This window comes from Ruegeria sp. CDSC002 (assembly GCF_059610905.1).
This window is the reverse complement of record NZ_JBXWOM010000008.1, coordinates 1-14,801: the sequence shown is the minus strand read 5'-3', so window position 1 is coordinate 14,801 and position 14,801 is coordinate 1. Positions and strand designations below refer to the sequence as shown.

Genomic DNA, 14,801 nt, shown 5'->3' with positions numbered 1-14,801 from the left:
GTGCGGGCACGTCAAGGTTTTGAGAAAAGACATCAAGTTTCCGCCCGTCGGCGGCACCTCTCGCAGTACGGCAGCCTTTGTCCGGTGAAATTTGGCTTCGCTACGGCCCTCCGCGAAACTGAATAGGTGGAAATCGACAAAGCTCGAACAGCCGACATTTGGGCAAAAAGCAGCATCAGGCACAAAGGGCTCCTTACGGACCTCGGTGCCATCGCGGCAAAGCCCTCTGCCTCGCTAAAATCTGACACGAGGACGGCCCAAACCTGCCGCTGCGCTGCTGCTTCCTCAAAGCGGTCCTTCGTACCCTTGTCTTTTGCCTCCTCTTCATAACGCTTACGTTCTGCATCCGCTGCATTTCGCCACTTTGCACGAAGTAGGTCCATTCGCCGAGGAATGCTGTCATTGAGGACCTGCGCCTTAATGATCCGTTCTGTCCGAAAGTACCGAAAGCCTTCTCGCATCTCGCACCATGCAGCGATGATGCGGCTGGTGTCCCTATAATCCAGCAGTATGGGCCAGATCACACGACGGGTCTCTTGGCTTGAGTGCTCCGAAAATATAAGGGCTATCTTTCGGCGGCGCCAAATAGCCAGGCGAATGGCCGCGGCTCCCAGTACTTCATCCGGCTGAAGAAACGACGTCCGGTACTTGTCAGGTGCGACAGCTTCCAGCTTGGTGATCAGCTTCTCTGCCGCCCAACATCAAGCAGGGAAATCTCCTAAAGCCGCCATTCGTGTGTCTGCAACGAATCGGCGCTTGGTCCGCAGAGTGCTAGTCGACCACCTCCAGATCTAGCGCTCAGGTCGAAAGTCCGGTTTGACGGACGCACCACGGCATTTGCGCTGCTCGCTGAACGGCAGGTATGGGCCGTGAGTGAAGCGTCGTATAGGCAGACTAAACTCCTTGCGCGCGAGAACGGCTTGCCAAGACCCATTCGACCTGCAAAAACTAAGATGTTCAGTTGTCTAACTGGCAGCGAAAGCTGAGGAAATCCGACAGATTCAGAGCGTTCAAACGGTGGACACATTTAACAAATTTGGACATCTTAGTACGCCGCCTGCCGGACCTTTTCGATTTATTGCGTTGGACGTCGAAACGGCGAGCAATTCTATCGGTAGCATATGCCAGATTGGGCTTTGTTTTGTTAGCGACACTGGTTCCATGCAAACCTATTCTGTACTGATTGACCCCGAGGGACCATTCGAGGTTTTCAATACTGAGCTTCACGGGATTTCTGCCGAAACCGTGATTGGGGCTGGAACATTCCCAACGGTTTACGCATCCTTGTTTGAAGTCCTGAACACCCACAATCTTGTGCAACACAGTACGTTTGATGAAAAGGCGATGACGGCTGCTTGTACCCGGTATGGGCTGCCAATGATCTCGTCGCATTGGACGAATAGCGTGTCGATTGCCCGTCGGGCATGGCCGTCCTTGAAGGGCGCCGGCGGGCACGGGTTGGCAAATCTTAAGAAATACCTCGGCCTTGAGTTTCATCACCATGATGCAGGTGAAGACGCCCGTGCTTCGGCTTCTGTGATCTTAAAAGCAGAGGAGGCTTTGGGGACGCCGTTGTCTTACCTCAGGACAAACCGCCAGTTGAACTTCCAATTCGGAAATCCATCCGAGAGATAAGCGGCCAAGGTCTTCTAGGTCCTGCTGAACGGCGAACCAACCGTGCGATGTTATGCAGTGTCCGAAGTCCGGCTCTGCTGAAGCGGTCATCCCAATTTTTGCAGTGTTCGAATGTCTAGAATGGGTCAAGTCGTTTTGACCATTGAGCGTGGTTTCATCACCAGTTTCCTGCAACACAACAAAACAATTGCGAGTTACGAGCAGGTAGGATTGCGCATGATAGCAAGCTGGTTTTCTCACTTATTTTTAGCCACCCACACGTTTGGTTTTATTGTGTAAAAACTCGTCGCGCCTGGGCACGCACTGCTTAAGACGTAACCTAGGCGCGACTCAAATCCATTCAATTGTTTTTTTACCTAACTATTTTTGCGACCGTACCCAGATGCATCTTGGCTAAGTTGGAAGCTGTCGAGCAGGGGAAGAAATGCTGCCAACGACGCGCTATGTGAAGAGTGGAGGCGTGCATGTCGCCAATCAGTTTTTTGGTGATGGGTCAAAGAGCTGTGTTTTTGTTCCCGGATTTATCTCTCAAATCGAAAACTATTGGGACTAACCCAGATGTGCCTGGTGGTTAGAAGGCGTTGCCAGGTTGTAAAAATGGGTTTGCGGTTGTAGCGCGATGCCATGTTGGATCAGTCTGATCTGTCCCGCCTCAGGGGTTTCCGTTTCCCGCGTTCGGTCATCGGCTACGTCCGGCGGACAAATGGCACCTCGTCGAAGTCGTAGTGCCTATCAATGGTCGAAAACATTGGCTGTGGCGCACGGTCGATGGCAACGGCGACGCACTTGATATCCTTGTTCAGCCGTGTCGCAACAAGGCCGCCGCGATGCGCTTATTCAGGAAGCCGTTCAAGACCTGGGCAACCGCGCGTGACCATCACGGACAGACTACGTTCTTGCCGCGCTGCGATGGCAGAAGCGGCCCCGGAGACTGATCATCGCCTGAACAATCGCGTTGAGGCTTTGCACGGACATACGAGGCGGTGACAGAAGGTTATGGGCCAGTTCAAGTCACCCTCTCAGGCGCAACCGTTCTTGTCGGTCTACGATCAAACCGCCGCCCTATTCCGACCCAAACGCAACCGTCTTTCAGCCTGTTCTTATCGCCATTCACGAGCGGATGCCGTCAATCTGTGGACTCAGTACAGCGGCCAACAGGCCGCCTAAACCATCTCGGCATGGCAACTCTCAGTCAAATGAAAACAACCTGACAATGCCCAAGTCCCAAAAAGGTAATACTTTGTTCAGGTGAAAGTCTGCTTCCTCAAATTTTATTGTTGTTGAATTCAGAGAGGCCTGAACAAAGACCCGCAACCGCAGCCGGAATGTCATCCTCATGGGTGCAGCCAAAACCCAATAATAACCCATTCAAGTCCTGCCGCTGCATGCAATAATATGAGAGCGCATAGGCCGCCACGCCGTGAGCATCCAACCCATCCAGCATTTCCGTATCCGGCAGGCTGGCAGGCAGGTCTGCAATCACTCTCAGCCCGCTAGTGTTCTTGTGCAAGGTCACTAGCGGGTTGGCAATGCGAGCAAAGCTGTCAATCATCGCCTTGCGGCGACGTGTATAGGCACTGTGCATGCGTCGGATATGAGTGTTCAGATATCCCTGCTCAATAAACTCTGCCAACACCGCCTGCAGCCATGTGTTGGGGCCGCGGTCAGTGACGGCGCTGAGCGCCATCAGCGGCCTGGCCAGCGCCCGGGGTGCAATGATGAAGCCAAGCCGCAGCGACGGGAAGAGCGCGTTGTTGAAGCTGGAGACGTAGATGGTACGCGCATGGTGGTCGTCGCAGTAGATCGCCGGGTCAGGGCGTCCGCCGAACATAAACTCATTGTCCAGATCGTCCTCGATGAGCCAGGCATCATTGCGGCGGGTCCAGTCCATCCATTCTAACCGCTGGGCTATCGGCATCACGGCGCCCAGAGGATACTGGCAGGAGGGTGTCAGATAGGCCAGACGTGCCCCATCAGAATTCGGGCCGTCAGGCGGAACGGCTGCACCGGTTTCAGTCACCGGGACAGGAACGACGGCTCCGCCTTGAGCCAGAAAGCTAGCCCGTACCACCGGGCTGGATGGATCCTCCATCAACACTTTGTCGCCAGGGTTTAGCAGCAGAGCAGCAATCAGATTCAAGGACTGCTGGGAGCCGGTAGTGACAATGACCTGACTCGGGCTGCATTTCAGGCCGCGCCGGTTCAGTACGTAATCACAGATTGCCTCACGCAGGGGCACAAAACCACCGGGCTGGCCATAGGCCATCATCGTACTGTCGAGCCGGTTGCGGATTCGGTTTTCGATCCGGCCCCAGATCTTGTGTGGGAACAGATCTATGGCAGGAATGTTGGCCAGGAAGGGGCGCACTATGACCGGATTAAAGTAAGATGAATCCAGGCCCTCTGTTACCGCCTGGCCGCGCTTCGATAACCTTGGTGGAAGGGTGGTTTCCGGCACGTTCCTGACGCTGGGGTTTAGGCCTGGAAACTCCGGGTTGACGAAAGTTCCGGAACCGGTTTGGCTTTGCAGGTAACCCTCGCTGGCCAATTGCTCAAATGCGGCGACAAGGGTGCTGCGGGCTATTCCGTGGTGTTCTTTTAGCCAGCGGGTTGAGGGCAGTTTCTGCCCAGGTTTTATTTCCCCGTTCTGGATCATCCGGCGTAGGTGCTGAACCAGTTGCAGATAGAGTGGTGTGCCAACCTCGCGATCCAAATTCAAAAATGGCAGCGGAGCAAAATGCTTGGTTTGCCCTGGCACGTGCGAACTCCAAATTGGTTTGCAACATTTAACCCAAATGGACGTAGTAAATAAAGCCACTTTCTGTCAACAAATCTGTGAATGCCCTGACTTGGGCATATGAACAACAAGAAGGCTGTATGGCCCTGCTGGGGCCGGTGCCGCCAGCAGGGGAAAACATGTCTGACATCATCAATCACTATGTGAAACAGGCGGCCAAAGGCTTCATAAGCCGCCGAGAATTCATCGGCCGCCTTGGCGCGCTGGGTGTGGCCGCTGCCAGCGCTAACAGCCTTCTGGCCTCTGCAGTGCGAGCTGAAGGTCCGAAAAAGGGTGGTATGATCCGTGCGGGCCTGCAAGGCGGCGCCAGCACCGATAGCCTGGATCCGGCACTGTCAGCCAGTTCCGTGACAGCCAATGTGCTCACGGCCTTTGGCGATTTGTTAGTGGAAGTCAGCCCTCAGGGTGAGATTGTTCCCCGCCTGGCGGAGTCGGTTGAGGCGTCCGATGACGCAAAGACCTGGACCTTCAAGATTCGCAAGGGTGTGGAATTTCACAACGGCAAAACGTTGACGCCGGACGACGTACTTAAGACCATGCAGCGCCACTCAAACGAAGAGGCACAATCTGGTGCGCTGGGTATCATGCGTGGCATCGAGTCGATGAAGGTGGATGGCGATTATTTTAGCGTTTCCCTGGATACACCAAATGCAGACCTTCCATACCTGATGGCGGACTACCACCTGGTGGTTCAGCCGGATGGTGGTATGGCGCTCCCGGCTGCAGGCATTGGCAGCGGGCCCTACACGGTCGAGGTCAACGAAGCCGGCACCCGCTACGCATTCAAAAAATTCGCCAATTATTGGGACGAGGGCCGCGGCCACGCCGATGAGATTGAGATCCTGGTGTTGAACGATGACACCGCCCGCGCGGCAGCGCTGCAGAGCGGTCAGGTCCATTTCATCAACCGGGTGTCGCCCAAGATCGCCAAGTTGCTGGGTCGCGCGCCTGGCCTGCGGATCGAAACCATATCGGGCCGCGGCCATTATGTCTTTGTCATGCACACCGACACGCCGCCGTTTGCCAACAACGACCTACGAATGGCGCTGAAACTGGCGGTCGATCGGCAGGAGATGGTCGACAAGGTGCTGCGCGGTTTTGGCAGCGTAGGCAATGACATGCCGATCAACGCTGCTTATCCGCTGTTTTCCGGCGATATCGAGCAGCGCAGCTTTGATCCGGATCAAGCCCGCCATTACTACCAAAAATCCGGTCACGATGGACCGATTGTGCTGAAAGTGTCGGACGCTGCATTCCCCAGCGCGGTGGATGCCGCAGCGCTGTATCAGCAAAGTGCGGCCAAGGCAGGTATCCCGCTTGAGATCCAGCGCGTGCCTAGCGATGGCTACTGGTCCGAAGTCTGGAACAAAGAGCCATTCTGCGCGTCCTATTGGGCAGGCCGTCCGGTGCAGGATCAGATGTACTCCACTGCCTATAAATCGGATGCCGACTGGAACGATACTCGCTTCAAGCGCGAAGACTTCGACGCACTGCTGTTGCAGGCCAAGGCAGAGCTTGATCCGATCAAGCGCACATCGCTCTACCACGAGATGGGTCTTATGGTGCGCGACGAAGGCGGCGCCATAATCCCGATGTTCAATGATTTTATCGATGGGGTCAGCGAACAGATCGGCGGTTGGGAAGGCGATCCAGGTGGTGGCACTATGTTCGACGGTGCTCTGGTCAAGACTTGGCTGCTGTAATCAAAGCTCCGGAAAACAGCGGCGGGCGGCCCCAAAACAATCCGTCGCTGTATTGAGAAGTTCCATGAAATTGGTCACCTACAATAGCCGCTACACTCTGGGTATGGACGGGGTTTATGACTGCGCTCGTATCGCCGATGAGGTGCGCGGCGCCGACATCATCGCCTTGCAAGAGATCGAGCGCAACTGGCGTCGCAGTGGCATGGAAGACCAGCCGACACAATTGGCGGGTTTCCTGCCCGACTACCATTGGAGCTATTTTCCGGCGTTCGACATGGACGCCAGCAGCTTCGGCACAGACGGCCGCGTTGAAAACCGCCGTCGCCAATTCGGCGTGATGTTGCTGTCTAAATACCGCATCCTGGAGGTGCGCCGCCACCTGTTACCCAAGATTGCTACCGCTTGCAGCCTTGGGATGGAGACTGGCGCACTGGAGTGTATCCTGGACACCCCGGGCGGTCCGCTGCGGGTCTATTCTCTGCATTTATCGTCTGCGTCCCGGCGAGAAAAGTTGCTGCAGGTGCAATACCTGATTTCCCTGCATCAGGGTGCGCAGGCTCGTGGGGGATCTTGGACCGGATCGGCACCGAAGCATGACCCTATCGAGTTGGCAAATTTTCACGCCATGGATTGGTCTCAGGGTGAACACGAGCCGAAAGCCCCCAATAGTACAATTATGCTGGGCGATTTCAATTTAGTTCCTGACAGTCCGGAATACACTGCTTTGACCGGCGAACCTGACATAGCGACCGGTCACAACCTACACTGGGACAGCCTTGCGGACAGCTGGGTCGTTGCAAAGAATAGATCCGATGGCGACGGATTTACGTGGTGGCCCGACCCGCCTGATCGCGCACCTGCACAGCCTTTGCGGCTGGACTATTGTTTGATCACTCCTGATTTGGTCCATTCAGTAGAGAGGGCCTGGGTGGATTGCAGCGCAACTGGTTCCGATCACCGCCCTTATTGGGTCGATCTGCGCATTGAATGTTAGCATTTTCCGCTAACTTTCTGATGGATTCCATATCCAAAACTTGCCAGATGAGATCCCTGCTGGCTTGTGTCGCAAAGTTTTTGATAGACCAGCGTCGACGTTATGGCAGGCGAAGTTATCCTGTAATCCCAGCAGACATCCGAAAGCTCGAGTTCGTTGCGCTAGAGAATTGCTGTTCCCGGATCATGTTGATGACTTGGATCCTAACAAGCGTGGCCGTATCGAATTTGAACGACTTAAACCCACACTTGTGCCGAACCCACCGCTGAAGCAAAGGCCTTGAACCCTAACATCGGTCGAGTGTGTCTCTTGATGAGGCGACAGTCCTGTTCCACGATGTTATTTAGGTACTTCCGCCTGACCATCGCGATAGAAATCGCGTGCCTCGGCGTGACGGGCGTACAGCCCTTCTTTCAGCATGTCATCCAGCGCGACGTCCAGCGCGTGAACGACCGCCACGGGCATGGATGTCAGGCTTGGATGCCAATTTCTTGAGGCGTCGTATTGATCTCGCCTTCGGATTACATCCGTGAAGCCGTCGCGCGGAGACTGTTTCGCTTTGATCAGGTTCCAGGCTTCATCTCATACGGCGATCATCCCGACCCCCGGTACAGAGCCCAACCCTTTCTGCGAGGCGGCCGTCATCACCGACACCCCCCAGCCATCCAAATGCGCGGGATATGTGCAAAGTGCGCTGACACTATCGACCATAATAGGAACGCCCGCCTCAGAGGCGACTTTGGCGAGAGCCTCGACCGGTTGCTGCAATCCGGTCGAAGTTTCAAAATGGGTAAAACAGAGGAGGTCGTATTTCTGCTGTGACAGCGCTGCACGCACGTAGGCCTATGAAAAATCGGGAACAACATACAGGCCCTGGGGGCCATGCTGTGCCGCCACCACAGTTGCAGCCATTTCCACGAGGCCAGGCGTTAAATCCCGAACGTGCGCCATCAGTAGGTCGCTCTTCCACCTGAGAGATCAAAGACTGCGCCGGTGTTGAATGTGCAATCTTCGGAACTTAGCCACATCACCATGCGCGCTGCTTCTTCAACCCAGCCGAGGCGTTTCATGGGGGATTTGTCGATCATGATTTGCACGAAATCTGGCGTCATCTGATCCAGGATCGCCGTTTTGATGGCGGCGGGTGCGATGCAATTGACGCGAATATCAGTCTGCGCCAGTTCCTTAGCAATCGACTTGGTGAAACCGATGACGCCTGCCTTGGACGCCGAATAGGCCGAGGCGTTAGGGGTGCCTTCTTTGCCTGCAAGCGAGGCCATGTTGACGATCCGACCAAAGCCAGCCTTTTGCATCACGGGAACGATGGCTTGAGCCAAGTAAAAAGTCCCGATCAGGTTGACCTCAATTACGCGGGCCCAGACCGCCGGATCGTTTTCCGCGACCGGAAGTGTTGGGCCGGCGAAACCCGCATTGTGAGACAGAAAATCTATGCCACCGAAGGCTTTTCTGGTCTCTGCAACTGCTGAGGCAATCTGGTCTGGTTGGCTGATATCCACTTTGCAAGCGATTGCACCCGCGGGGGCGTCATTTGGTCCTGAAAGATCCCAGATCGCCACGTTGGCGCCGGCAGCCGCATAGTGGCTTGCGATTTCGGCTCCGATCCCGGCTGCCCCGCCGGTGATAACGGCGGTACGGCCTGCGAAGTCATAGGTTACATTGCTCATGATGTCTTACCGGATAAAATTTTTCACGTAGTCAGCGCCAAGGCCAACCTCTTCGAAATGCGCACGGCACATATCGATCTTAGTGAACACATCCTCATAACCCAGGTGATTTCCGTCGGGATCGCAGTAGTACATCACCCCGTTGACCTGAAAATAGGTGATCATTTCCTGGACATCATCGGGCACAACAAGTGTGTGGGTCTCTCCGGGCGGCTCGAATACATAGCTGCCTTCTTCGGCAAACCAATCATGCTCAAGATAGTGCCAGCGCCCCTTCAGCACGAAACCATGCACCGGGCAGGCATGGCGGTGGCGCGACAAAACACCGGACTTGGTGACTTTCAGCAGGTTCATCCAGTAGCCTTGCGAGACATTCAGGCAGAGCGGGCGAAAAAACACGTGCTCAGCCTGTTGCACCCACATGCGCGGATCATCTTCGGCCAGCGCGTCAGGGATCACAATCTCGGGCAAGGCATCCTGCGGCATCGGATGCTTGTATGGCACGCGAGGATTTTCGTCAGTTTCGGTCAGTGGCATTTCGGCTCCTACCCATTGCGATCAGTTTTGCAATTCCACAATATGGACAACATGCTCAACATATGGAATATACACCATCAAAAAACCCCGTCAATCGGAGAGGTAGGAATGGCAAAACAGGTCCAGGGAACCCAAAGCTTTGCGCGCAGCATCGGACTGTTGCAGCATATTTGCGACTGTAAAAACCCGCCAACTCTGGCCGAACTTCTGGATGAATGCGCCTTTACGCGCCCAACGCTGTACCGCCTACTAAATGGCTTGGAGTCAGAAGGGCTGATCGTGCAGTTAAAGGACAAAAGCTACAAACCCGGCCCGCGCCTGATCAATCTTGCCCGTTCTGCGCTAGCCAAGTCTGACATTCGTGACAGGGCGCGGGATGCCTTGGGTCGCGTCCGGGATCAGACGGGCGAAACCGTACATCTCGCCGTGCCAAGCGGTGACGGGCTTGTTTATATCGACAAGATCGAAAGCCTTGAGACGGTGCGCATGAACTCGACCATAGGAACGTTTGTCCCGCTTCACTCCAGCGGAGTCGGCAAAGCCTACCTTTCGGCTTTGCCTGAAGAAAAGCTGGCCGCTTTCCTGGAAAATGCGACTCTGGAATCGATCACCCCGTTCACAACCACGGATCCAATCCAATTGCGCGCGCAGATCAATCAATGCCGCGCGCAGGGGTTCGTTTTTGACAATCAGGAGAACGAAACCGGCATTGCATGTTTTGGAGCGCCCATCCTGGATGAAAATGCCCAGCCTATTGCTGCGGTCAGCGTATCCGTGCCGTTGTTTCGGTTGAAAGACGAAACGTCTCGATACTCAAGCGCCTTACTGGACTGCGTTCGAGAGTTGTCCGACGGTGAGTTTCAAAGCTGAATCTAAATCTTGCACCCAAGATTTCACCAACGGGGCCAATAGCAGCACTGCGATAAACAGCTGTTTGGTTTCGCAATCTTTGAGTTTGACAGCCCTCTGATCTTGTCGGTGTAGCGAATGGCGGCAAAGCGGGGTGCACCTGCAGCATCTCGGTTGGCTGCTGGATGTCGGCTGTGGGTCGAGATACGACGTGTTCGACTTAGCCTTTGAACCAAATCGGAGAGTCGCCCTCTGACCAAGTTGCGTATTTACTCATCACAAGCAAAAATATCTCACTGTCCAGGAATTGATCCAGCCACGCTGTTAGATTCGGCCACTCCTGAACGTCAAACCATGCCCGATCTATATGCGCAAACTGGCGCACAAACGGTAGAAGCGCCAGGTCGGCAAGGGTGGGGCGATCTCCGAAAAGCCAGGCCTTCCCGACTAACCGCTCGTCGAGGCTGAGCAAGTAGCTTGCCGCTTTCCTGCGTTCCTCATTGGCGTCTAAATCCGGATACCGTGTGGTGTATTTTGTGTGATCTAAAGCCGCCTTGAATGGACCATCATTTACCGTAATCAGACCCCAACCTTCTTGAGGCATGTCTAAAAGCCGCTGTGGATCATTTTGTTGGAGCGCCCAAACCATGATTTCCAGACTTTCATCTATAACTTTGTCTGGAAGTCGAAGCGTGGGCACTGTTCCGGATGGGGATGTTTTTAAGAAGGCCTCTGGCTTGTCCCGTAAGAGAATTTCGCGCAGCTCGACTGTAACTCGTGAACTCGCCAATGCGAGGCGGGCCCTTATCGCGTACGGGCAGCGACGGAATGTCCATAAGATAGGGTGGTGAGCCATATGAGGATCTATCTCCAATCTACCAGCTTGGTCAAACCTCACATCGTTTCCCAATAGGTACTCCTGCTTAAACGCAATCATATTGTGAATTGGATGTCATGTGACACTAAATGCCGTGATCCAGTGATTTTATAATTGGGAACAAGTCAACGCATCTAACCGCTGACTGTGTCATGCCTTTGGCGTGGTAAAATTCGCGCGGGGCGCGCGGCTCACCGTGACTCTAATCGTTGCGATAGCAGACCGCCTTGCGGTCTGCGGCGCTTGTTTTCCCGGGCGCCAGGGAGTCAAATCTCTCGTATCTGAACCGGTCCAGGGCAAGGCGCGAAGAGAGAGCCGCACCGTTGGTCCGGCTCCAATTTCTCATTTCAATTCGCCTCAAGCAGAAACCATGAAAATCCTGGTTCCTCCCGCGCGCAGAGTGCGTGCCCCTCCCAAATTCCCCCAATTTCAGTCTGACGCCCAGTCCTCAGATCAGAAACGGGTCTTTTCCATCGGCCCCGCTCCTTTCCAGGGAAAAAACGCGCAAAAGGTGCCGGTTTCGATGTCTCACGGCCAATGGGCGTTCGGGCGAAACCCACACCTTTGGTCCATTGGACCACACTCAAACGATGGCGGACAAGCCGGGTGCATATCGGCCAACGTATCGTCGAAGGAGGGCTTTATCATGAATGCACAAATCGCAGAAACCACCATGTCACAAACGCAGATTAGCGCCCAGCCTGTGGAACAGAATGATGGATTCCGCAAGCGTGAACCTGCAGGTAGCAGCGGTCATTGGGTCTTTACCACGGCAATCGATAACGAAGGGCCAGAGTCTTTAAGGCCAGTCTTGAGGCCGTCCAAGCATATGACGGGTTGACCGAGGACAATGATCCTTATGGCACCCATGAAAGGTTCTGTTGCGAAGTTTCTTACAGCTCGGAGAAATGCATCCGACCTGCGGTGTCAGGCCGCCAGTTCTTCGACCTGTTGAAAGGGGCAAAGTCCAGGTGTGAATTGGCCTTTTCGGATCATGTGCGCGACTTCGATGTCTGCCAGAGTGGCTGAAGCTGAAGCAAAGGACTTGAAGACGAGCATCGGGCGGGTTCGTCCTTTGATAAATCGATCATTCTGTTCCACAATGCCATTCAAATATTTCCGCCTGAGCATCTCAATTAGCATCGGGCATCCAAAGCCCTTTAGCATCTTGTTTATGGCCTTGATGCCAGCTGTTTTAGCTCCGCTTTTGTCAACGACTCGAAAGAGATAAACGCATGCGCCTTTCACCTTGATGTAAGCCTCGTCCATCCGCCAGGAGTGGTTAAACGGTCCCTTACTTCTGCGCGCTAGTTCGGCGATGGCACCAGCGTGTTTTGTCACCTAGCGGTTCAGCGTCGTATGACCTACTGCAACGCCACGCTCGGCCATGATTTCTTCAAGATCACGGCAGGACACGCCATATCTGACATAATAGAACACAGCAAAGAGGATCACATCCTTGGGATATTGCGCGCCTTTGAAAGAGAGTATGAACTGACTTTCGACTAGCTGGGATCGAAAGCCATCCACGCTCTAAAGCTAAGCGCGTCAACAGCCAAAAGTTTGCAATAGAGCCCTACCCGCCGGTGCTGGCTTATGAATACGAAGTGATAGCCGAAACCTCCTCGAAACGGAAAATTACGGGTGCGCAAGGGTCGAAAGATCTGAAAACTCAGGACACCGCACCGGTATTTCCAAGTTGTTTGTCATCGCTTGCAAAGAGTGTCGGATGGTACAGTCAGGTGGTCAGCGTTTGGACTTGACCCTTCCTGAGATCGGGCGCATCCGCTGGGGCATAGCGACGGATACTGCGGCGACCCCATAGGTTCCCGGCAACAATCAAGATGGTGACCGTCCCTGTGCAGCTTGAACTCCAAGCATCATGATCGCAATTTTCTCCGGCGTTTAACCTAACAATATCAATGGTCAAAAAACAACTTGCGTTGGTTCGGAATCAACTTAAACAGAAAATATGAAATGCCAACAAAATCCCACTCTGCTTGAACTAGGAAACAACCCTGTTATCGCGAAGGGAAACAGGCAATTCGTATATGAACACCCATTTGACAAGGGGTTGCTGTTAAAGGTTCCGCAACCTCACACGATGGATGCAGGTTCGAGGCTTGTAACCGACAAGTGGTATGACCGACTGTTTCGCAGAGCTACCGCTTTTAAGGGTTTCATGCGTGAGTTTGATGAAGCCTTTTTTCTGATGATCCGCCATCAGGAAAGTCCGGAAGGGATGCCCGTTTGCAGGGTGTTTGGCACCGCACCGACAGACAAAGGTTTGGCGCTTGTCTATGAACGCATTTCTGATCCGGATGGACAGCTTTCCCCAAGTCTGGGTCAGTTGATTGCCAAAGATCGTCTCACCCCTCAGCATTTGAGCGATCTCAATAGTCACTTCGACCAACTGTCAGATGAACGCGTCATCATAAGCAACAAGAACACTGGCAATCTTGTCTATCAAACATGGCCCGACGGATCCGGGCGATGGGTTTGGATTGACAGCTTTGGGTCTAAACAAGTCATTCCTCTGCGAAGATGGGTTCGTAGTTACAATGACCGTAAGCTCGGCCAGGTTCGAAAAAAGTTCTTTGAATTGATAGACGCGGCAAAGGGCTAGTCGTCTGACAAGCCCTGTTGATTAGGTCCAGCAGGTCCTTGTTTGGTTAGGCCGGGAAGGCGCCTATTCAGCTGGTGGCTTAGGCAGCGAAGCCAAATCGACGCCTGTTGATTGCCGTAGAGCGGGTGTCATTAGCCTAGACCAAATGCCTGGCCCATGCGCGTCCGGCGGCGCTCGATGGATTTGCGGAATGCTAAGTCAGAAACCAACGTCAGCGGAAACAGCACTCTTTCGCCCAAGCCATCGATAACGACCAGTTTTCCATTGCGCTCTTGCGCCCGTACAATGTTTTCAAAACTCAGGTCGCCCACGATAATCCGGCCACGTTCAAGGTCGTCCATGAGTTCCATGAATTCACTGTGCAGCTGTTTGCGCTCTGATATGTCATCGCCCAATGCGGCCCGTTCCGATTCCAGCGTTGGCGCCAAATCGCCATCAGGACCGGTCATCTTTTCGACCACCAGCGCTGGTCCTTGAGATGTTGGAGCATACCCCATAAAATCCGCAAGGCGTTCAATCTCGGGGCAGCCTCGTGTCAACGCGGCTAAGTATTCGTTTGCTTCCCGGTTCCACTGACGGAGGTTGCCATAGCGCCTCTCGGCATATCGAGGAATTACGTGGTTACGCACCGGTTCATCCACCCGGACTTTCAACAGCGCGCGCTCAATAAACGGATGCTGATAAATTTCGTAGTTGCGGCTTCTTCGCAATGGCCGAATTTTACTTAAGTCTATCATGTTGTTTTGCCGATCCTAATAAAGAAGATTACCGATTACAGCCATCCTCTCAAACCAAGGTCTCCAATTAGTCCTTTTCATGTTTGAGGACAACCAGATGCCGAAACCAGACATTTAGTATCGGCATCTTGCGGAACGTATCGATAGTGAAGCGGTACTGTTCTTAAGCCCAGTTTGTGCAGATGTTTAACGCGCCTCCGTACCCCATCATTCTGCCCTAAAAGCCCGAGCATCAGCATTTGTTGATAAGGGTGAAGCCAATATGACAACGCCATGTCCACTGTTAATTCACTGCAGCGTTGATTGGTGTTGTTATGAGTGATGGAGTGATTTGGCTGATTGTTCTTCCCCATTTTGTGAC

General features: G+C 53.9%; 14 protein-coding genes and 3 pseudogenes. 6 read left to right on the top strand and 11 right to left on the bottom strand.

What is annotated here, in order from left to right:
* Positions 1 to 32 precede the first annotated feature (32 nt).
* Positions 33 to 593 carry a WYL domain-containing protein gene (locus tag AC2FJE_RS15555; RefSeq protein ID WP_496756912.1) on the bottom strand — a complete coding sequence of 187 codons (561 nt, stop codon included), beginning with the start codon at positions 591 to 593 and terminating at the stop codon, positions 33 to 35.
* 424 nt (positions 594 to 1,017) lie between these two features.
* Here AC2FJE_RS15555 and AC2FJE_RS15550 point away from each other — a divergent pair, with 424 nt between their 5' ends.
* Complete coding sequence (locus AC2FJE_RS15550) at positions 1,018 to 1,635, top strand: 3'-5' exonuclease (protein WP_496756612.1); 618 nt, start codon at positions 1,018 to 1,020, stop codon at positions 1,633 to 1,635.
* 692 nt (positions 1,636 to 2,327) lie between these two features.
* Positions 2,328 to 2,802, top strand: a pseudogene (locus tag AC2FJE_RS15545) (IS6 family transposase); the annotation flags it as partial.
* Between the two features lie 97 nt (positions 2,803 to 2,899).
* Here the strand turns inward: AC2FJE_RS15545 and pdxR are convergent.
* On the bottom strand, positions 2,900 to 4,393 hold the full coding sequence (gene pdxR, locus AC2FJE_RS15540) for a MocR-like pyridoxine biosynthesis transcription factor PdxR (RefSeq protein WP_496756607.1): 1,494 nt from the start codon (positions 4,391 to 4,393) through the stop codon (positions 2,900 to 2,902).
* A 158-nt stretch (positions 4,394 to 4,551) separates the two neighbouring features.
* Between pdxR and AC2FJE_RS15535 the strand changes: the two genes are divergently transcribed.
* Together AC2FJE_RS15535 and AC2FJE_RS15530 are read left to right on the top strand one after the other, a co-directional pair.
* Entirely contained in the window at positions 4,552 to 6,135 is a 1,584-nt protein-coding gene (locus tag AC2FJE_RS15535; protein WP_496756605.1) for an ABC transporter substrate-binding protein, read from the top strand.
* A 64-nt stretch (positions 6,136 to 6,199) separates the two neighbouring features.
* On the top strand, positions 6,200 to 7,129 hold the full coding sequence (locus tag AC2FJE_RS15530) for an endonuclease/exonuclease/phosphatase family protein (RefSeq protein WP_496756601.1): 930 nt from the start codon (positions 6,200 to 6,202) through the stop codon (positions 7,127 to 7,129).
* A 263-nt stretch (positions 7,130 to 7,392) separates the two neighbouring features.
* Here the strand turns inward: AC2FJE_RS15530 and AC2FJE_RS15525 are convergent.
* The 5 genes and pseudogenes from AC2FJE_RS15525 to AC2FJE_RS15505 form a co-directional block, all read right to left on the bottom strand.
* Positions 7,393 to 7,485: pseudogene (locus AC2FJE_RS15525) on the bottom strand (IS6 family transposase); the annotation flags it as partial.
* Positions 7,469 to 7,594 carry a hypothetical protein gene (locus tag AC2FJE_RS15520; RefSeq protein WP_496756596.1) on the bottom strand — a complete coding sequence of 42 codons (126 nt, stop codon included), beginning with the start codon at positions 7,592 to 7,594 and terminating at the stop codon, positions 7,469 to 7,471. The pseudogene AC2FJE_RS15525 and the gene AC2FJE_RS15520, both read right to left, overlap by 17 nt.
* Before the next feature lie 117 nt (positions 7,595 to 7,711).
* Positions 7,712 to 7,966 carry an aminotransferase class V-fold PLP-dependent enzyme gene (locus AC2FJE_RS15515; RefSeq protein ID WP_496761128.1) on the bottom strand — a complete coding sequence of 85 codons (255 nt, stop codon included), beginning with the start codon at positions 7,964 to 7,966 and terminating at the stop codon, positions 7,712 to 7,714.
* A 113-nt stretch (positions 7,967 to 8,079) separates the two neighbouring features.
* Complete coding sequence (locus AC2FJE_RS15510; RefSeq protein ID WP_496756591.1) at positions 8,080 to 8,814, bottom strand: SDR family NAD(P)-dependent oxidoreductase; 735 nt, start codon at positions 8,812 to 8,814, stop codon at positions 8,080 to 8,082.
* 6 nt (positions 8,815 to 8,820) lie between these two features.
* A complete protein-coding gene (locus AC2FJE_RS15505; protein ID WP_496756588.1) occupies positions 8,821 to 9,351 on the bottom strand; it encodes a 2,4'-dihydroxyacetophenone dioxygenase family protein in 531 nt (176 codons plus the stop codon).
* A gap of 108 nt (positions 9,352 to 9,459) precedes the next feature.
* On the opposite strand from AC2FJE_RS15505, the gene AC2FJE_RS15500 reads away from it, so the two are divergent.
* Positions 9,460 to 10,221 carry an IclR family transcriptional regulator gene (locus AC2FJE_RS15500; RefSeq protein WP_496761127.1) on the top strand — a complete coding sequence of 254 codons (762 nt, stop codon included), beginning with the start codon at positions 9,460 to 9,462 and terminating at the stop codon, positions 10,219 to 10,221.
* Between the two features lie 199 nt (positions 10,222 to 10,420).
* On the opposite strand, the gene AC2FJE_RS15495 is transcribed toward AC2FJE_RS15500, so the two are convergent.
* On the bottom strand, positions 10,421 to 11,110 hold the full coding sequence (locus AC2FJE_RS15495) for a glutathione S-transferase (RefSeq protein WP_496761126.1): 690 nt from the start codon (positions 11,108 to 11,110) through the stop codon (positions 10,421 to 10,423).
* An 894-nt stretch (positions 11,111 to 12,004) separates the two neighbouring features.
* Positions 12,005 to 12,568 (bottom strand): annotated as a pseudogene (locus tag AC2FJE_RS15490) (IS6 family transposase).
* Between the two features lie 481 nt (positions 12,569 to 13,049).
* Between AC2FJE_RS15490 and AC2FJE_RS15485 the strand changes: the two are divergent.
* A complete protein-coding gene (locus AC2FJE_RS15485; protein WP_282121618.1) occupies positions 13,050 to 13,703 on the top strand; it encodes a YrbL family protein in 654 nt (217 codons plus the stop codon).
* Between the two features lie 131 nt (positions 13,704 to 13,834).
* On the opposite strand, the gene AC2FJE_RS15480 is transcribed toward AC2FJE_RS15485, so the two are convergent.
* Both AC2FJE_RS15480 and AC2FJE_RS15475 read right to left on the bottom strand, forming a co-directional pair.
* Positions 13,835 to 14,440: a YrbL family protein gene (locus AC2FJE_RS15480; RefSeq protein ID WP_282121617.1), complete on the bottom strand. Its 606-nt coding sequence runs from the start codon at positions 14,438 to 14,440 to the stop codon at positions 13,835 to 13,837.
* 77 nt (positions 14,441 to 14,517) lie between these two features.
* A partial coding sequence (locus tag AC2FJE_RS15475; RefSeq protein ID WP_496756580.1) for a hypothetical protein occupies positions 14,518 to 14,801 on the bottom strand: 284 nt, incomplete at its 5' end.

Coding starts and splice junctions, on each gene's coding strand:
- AC2FJE_RS15530 (WP_496756601.1), top strand. CDS start 6,200: ATGAAATTGGTCACCTACAATAGCCGCTACACTCTGGGTATGGACGGG.
- AC2FJE_RS15505 (WP_496756588.1), bottom strand. CDS start 9,351: ATGCCACTGACCGAAACTGACGAAAATCCTCGCGTGCCATACAAGCAT.
- AC2FJE_RS15535 (WP_496756605.1), top strand. CDS start 4,552: ATGTCTGACATCATCAATCACTATGTGAAACAGGCGGCCAAAGGCTTC.
- AC2FJE_RS15480 (WP_282121617.1), bottom strand. CDS start 14,440: ATGATAGACTTAAGTAAAATTCGGCCATTGCGAAGAAGCCGCAACTAC.
- AC2FJE_RS15500 (WP_496761127.1), top strand. CDS start 9,460: ATGGCAAAACAGGTCCAGGGAACCCAAAGCTTTGCGCGCAGCATCGGA.
- AC2FJE_RS15485 (WP_282121618.1), top strand. CDS start 13,050: ATGAAATGCCAACAAAATCCCACTCTGCTTGAACTAGGAAACAACCCT.
- AC2FJE_RS15520 (WP_496756596.1), bottom strand. CDS start 7,594: ATGCCCGTGGCGGTCGTTCACGCGCTGGACGTCGCGCTGGATGACATG.
- AC2FJE_RS15510 (WP_496756591.1), bottom strand. CDS start 8,814: ATGAGCAATGTAACCTATGACTTCGCAGGCCGTACCGCCGTTATCACC.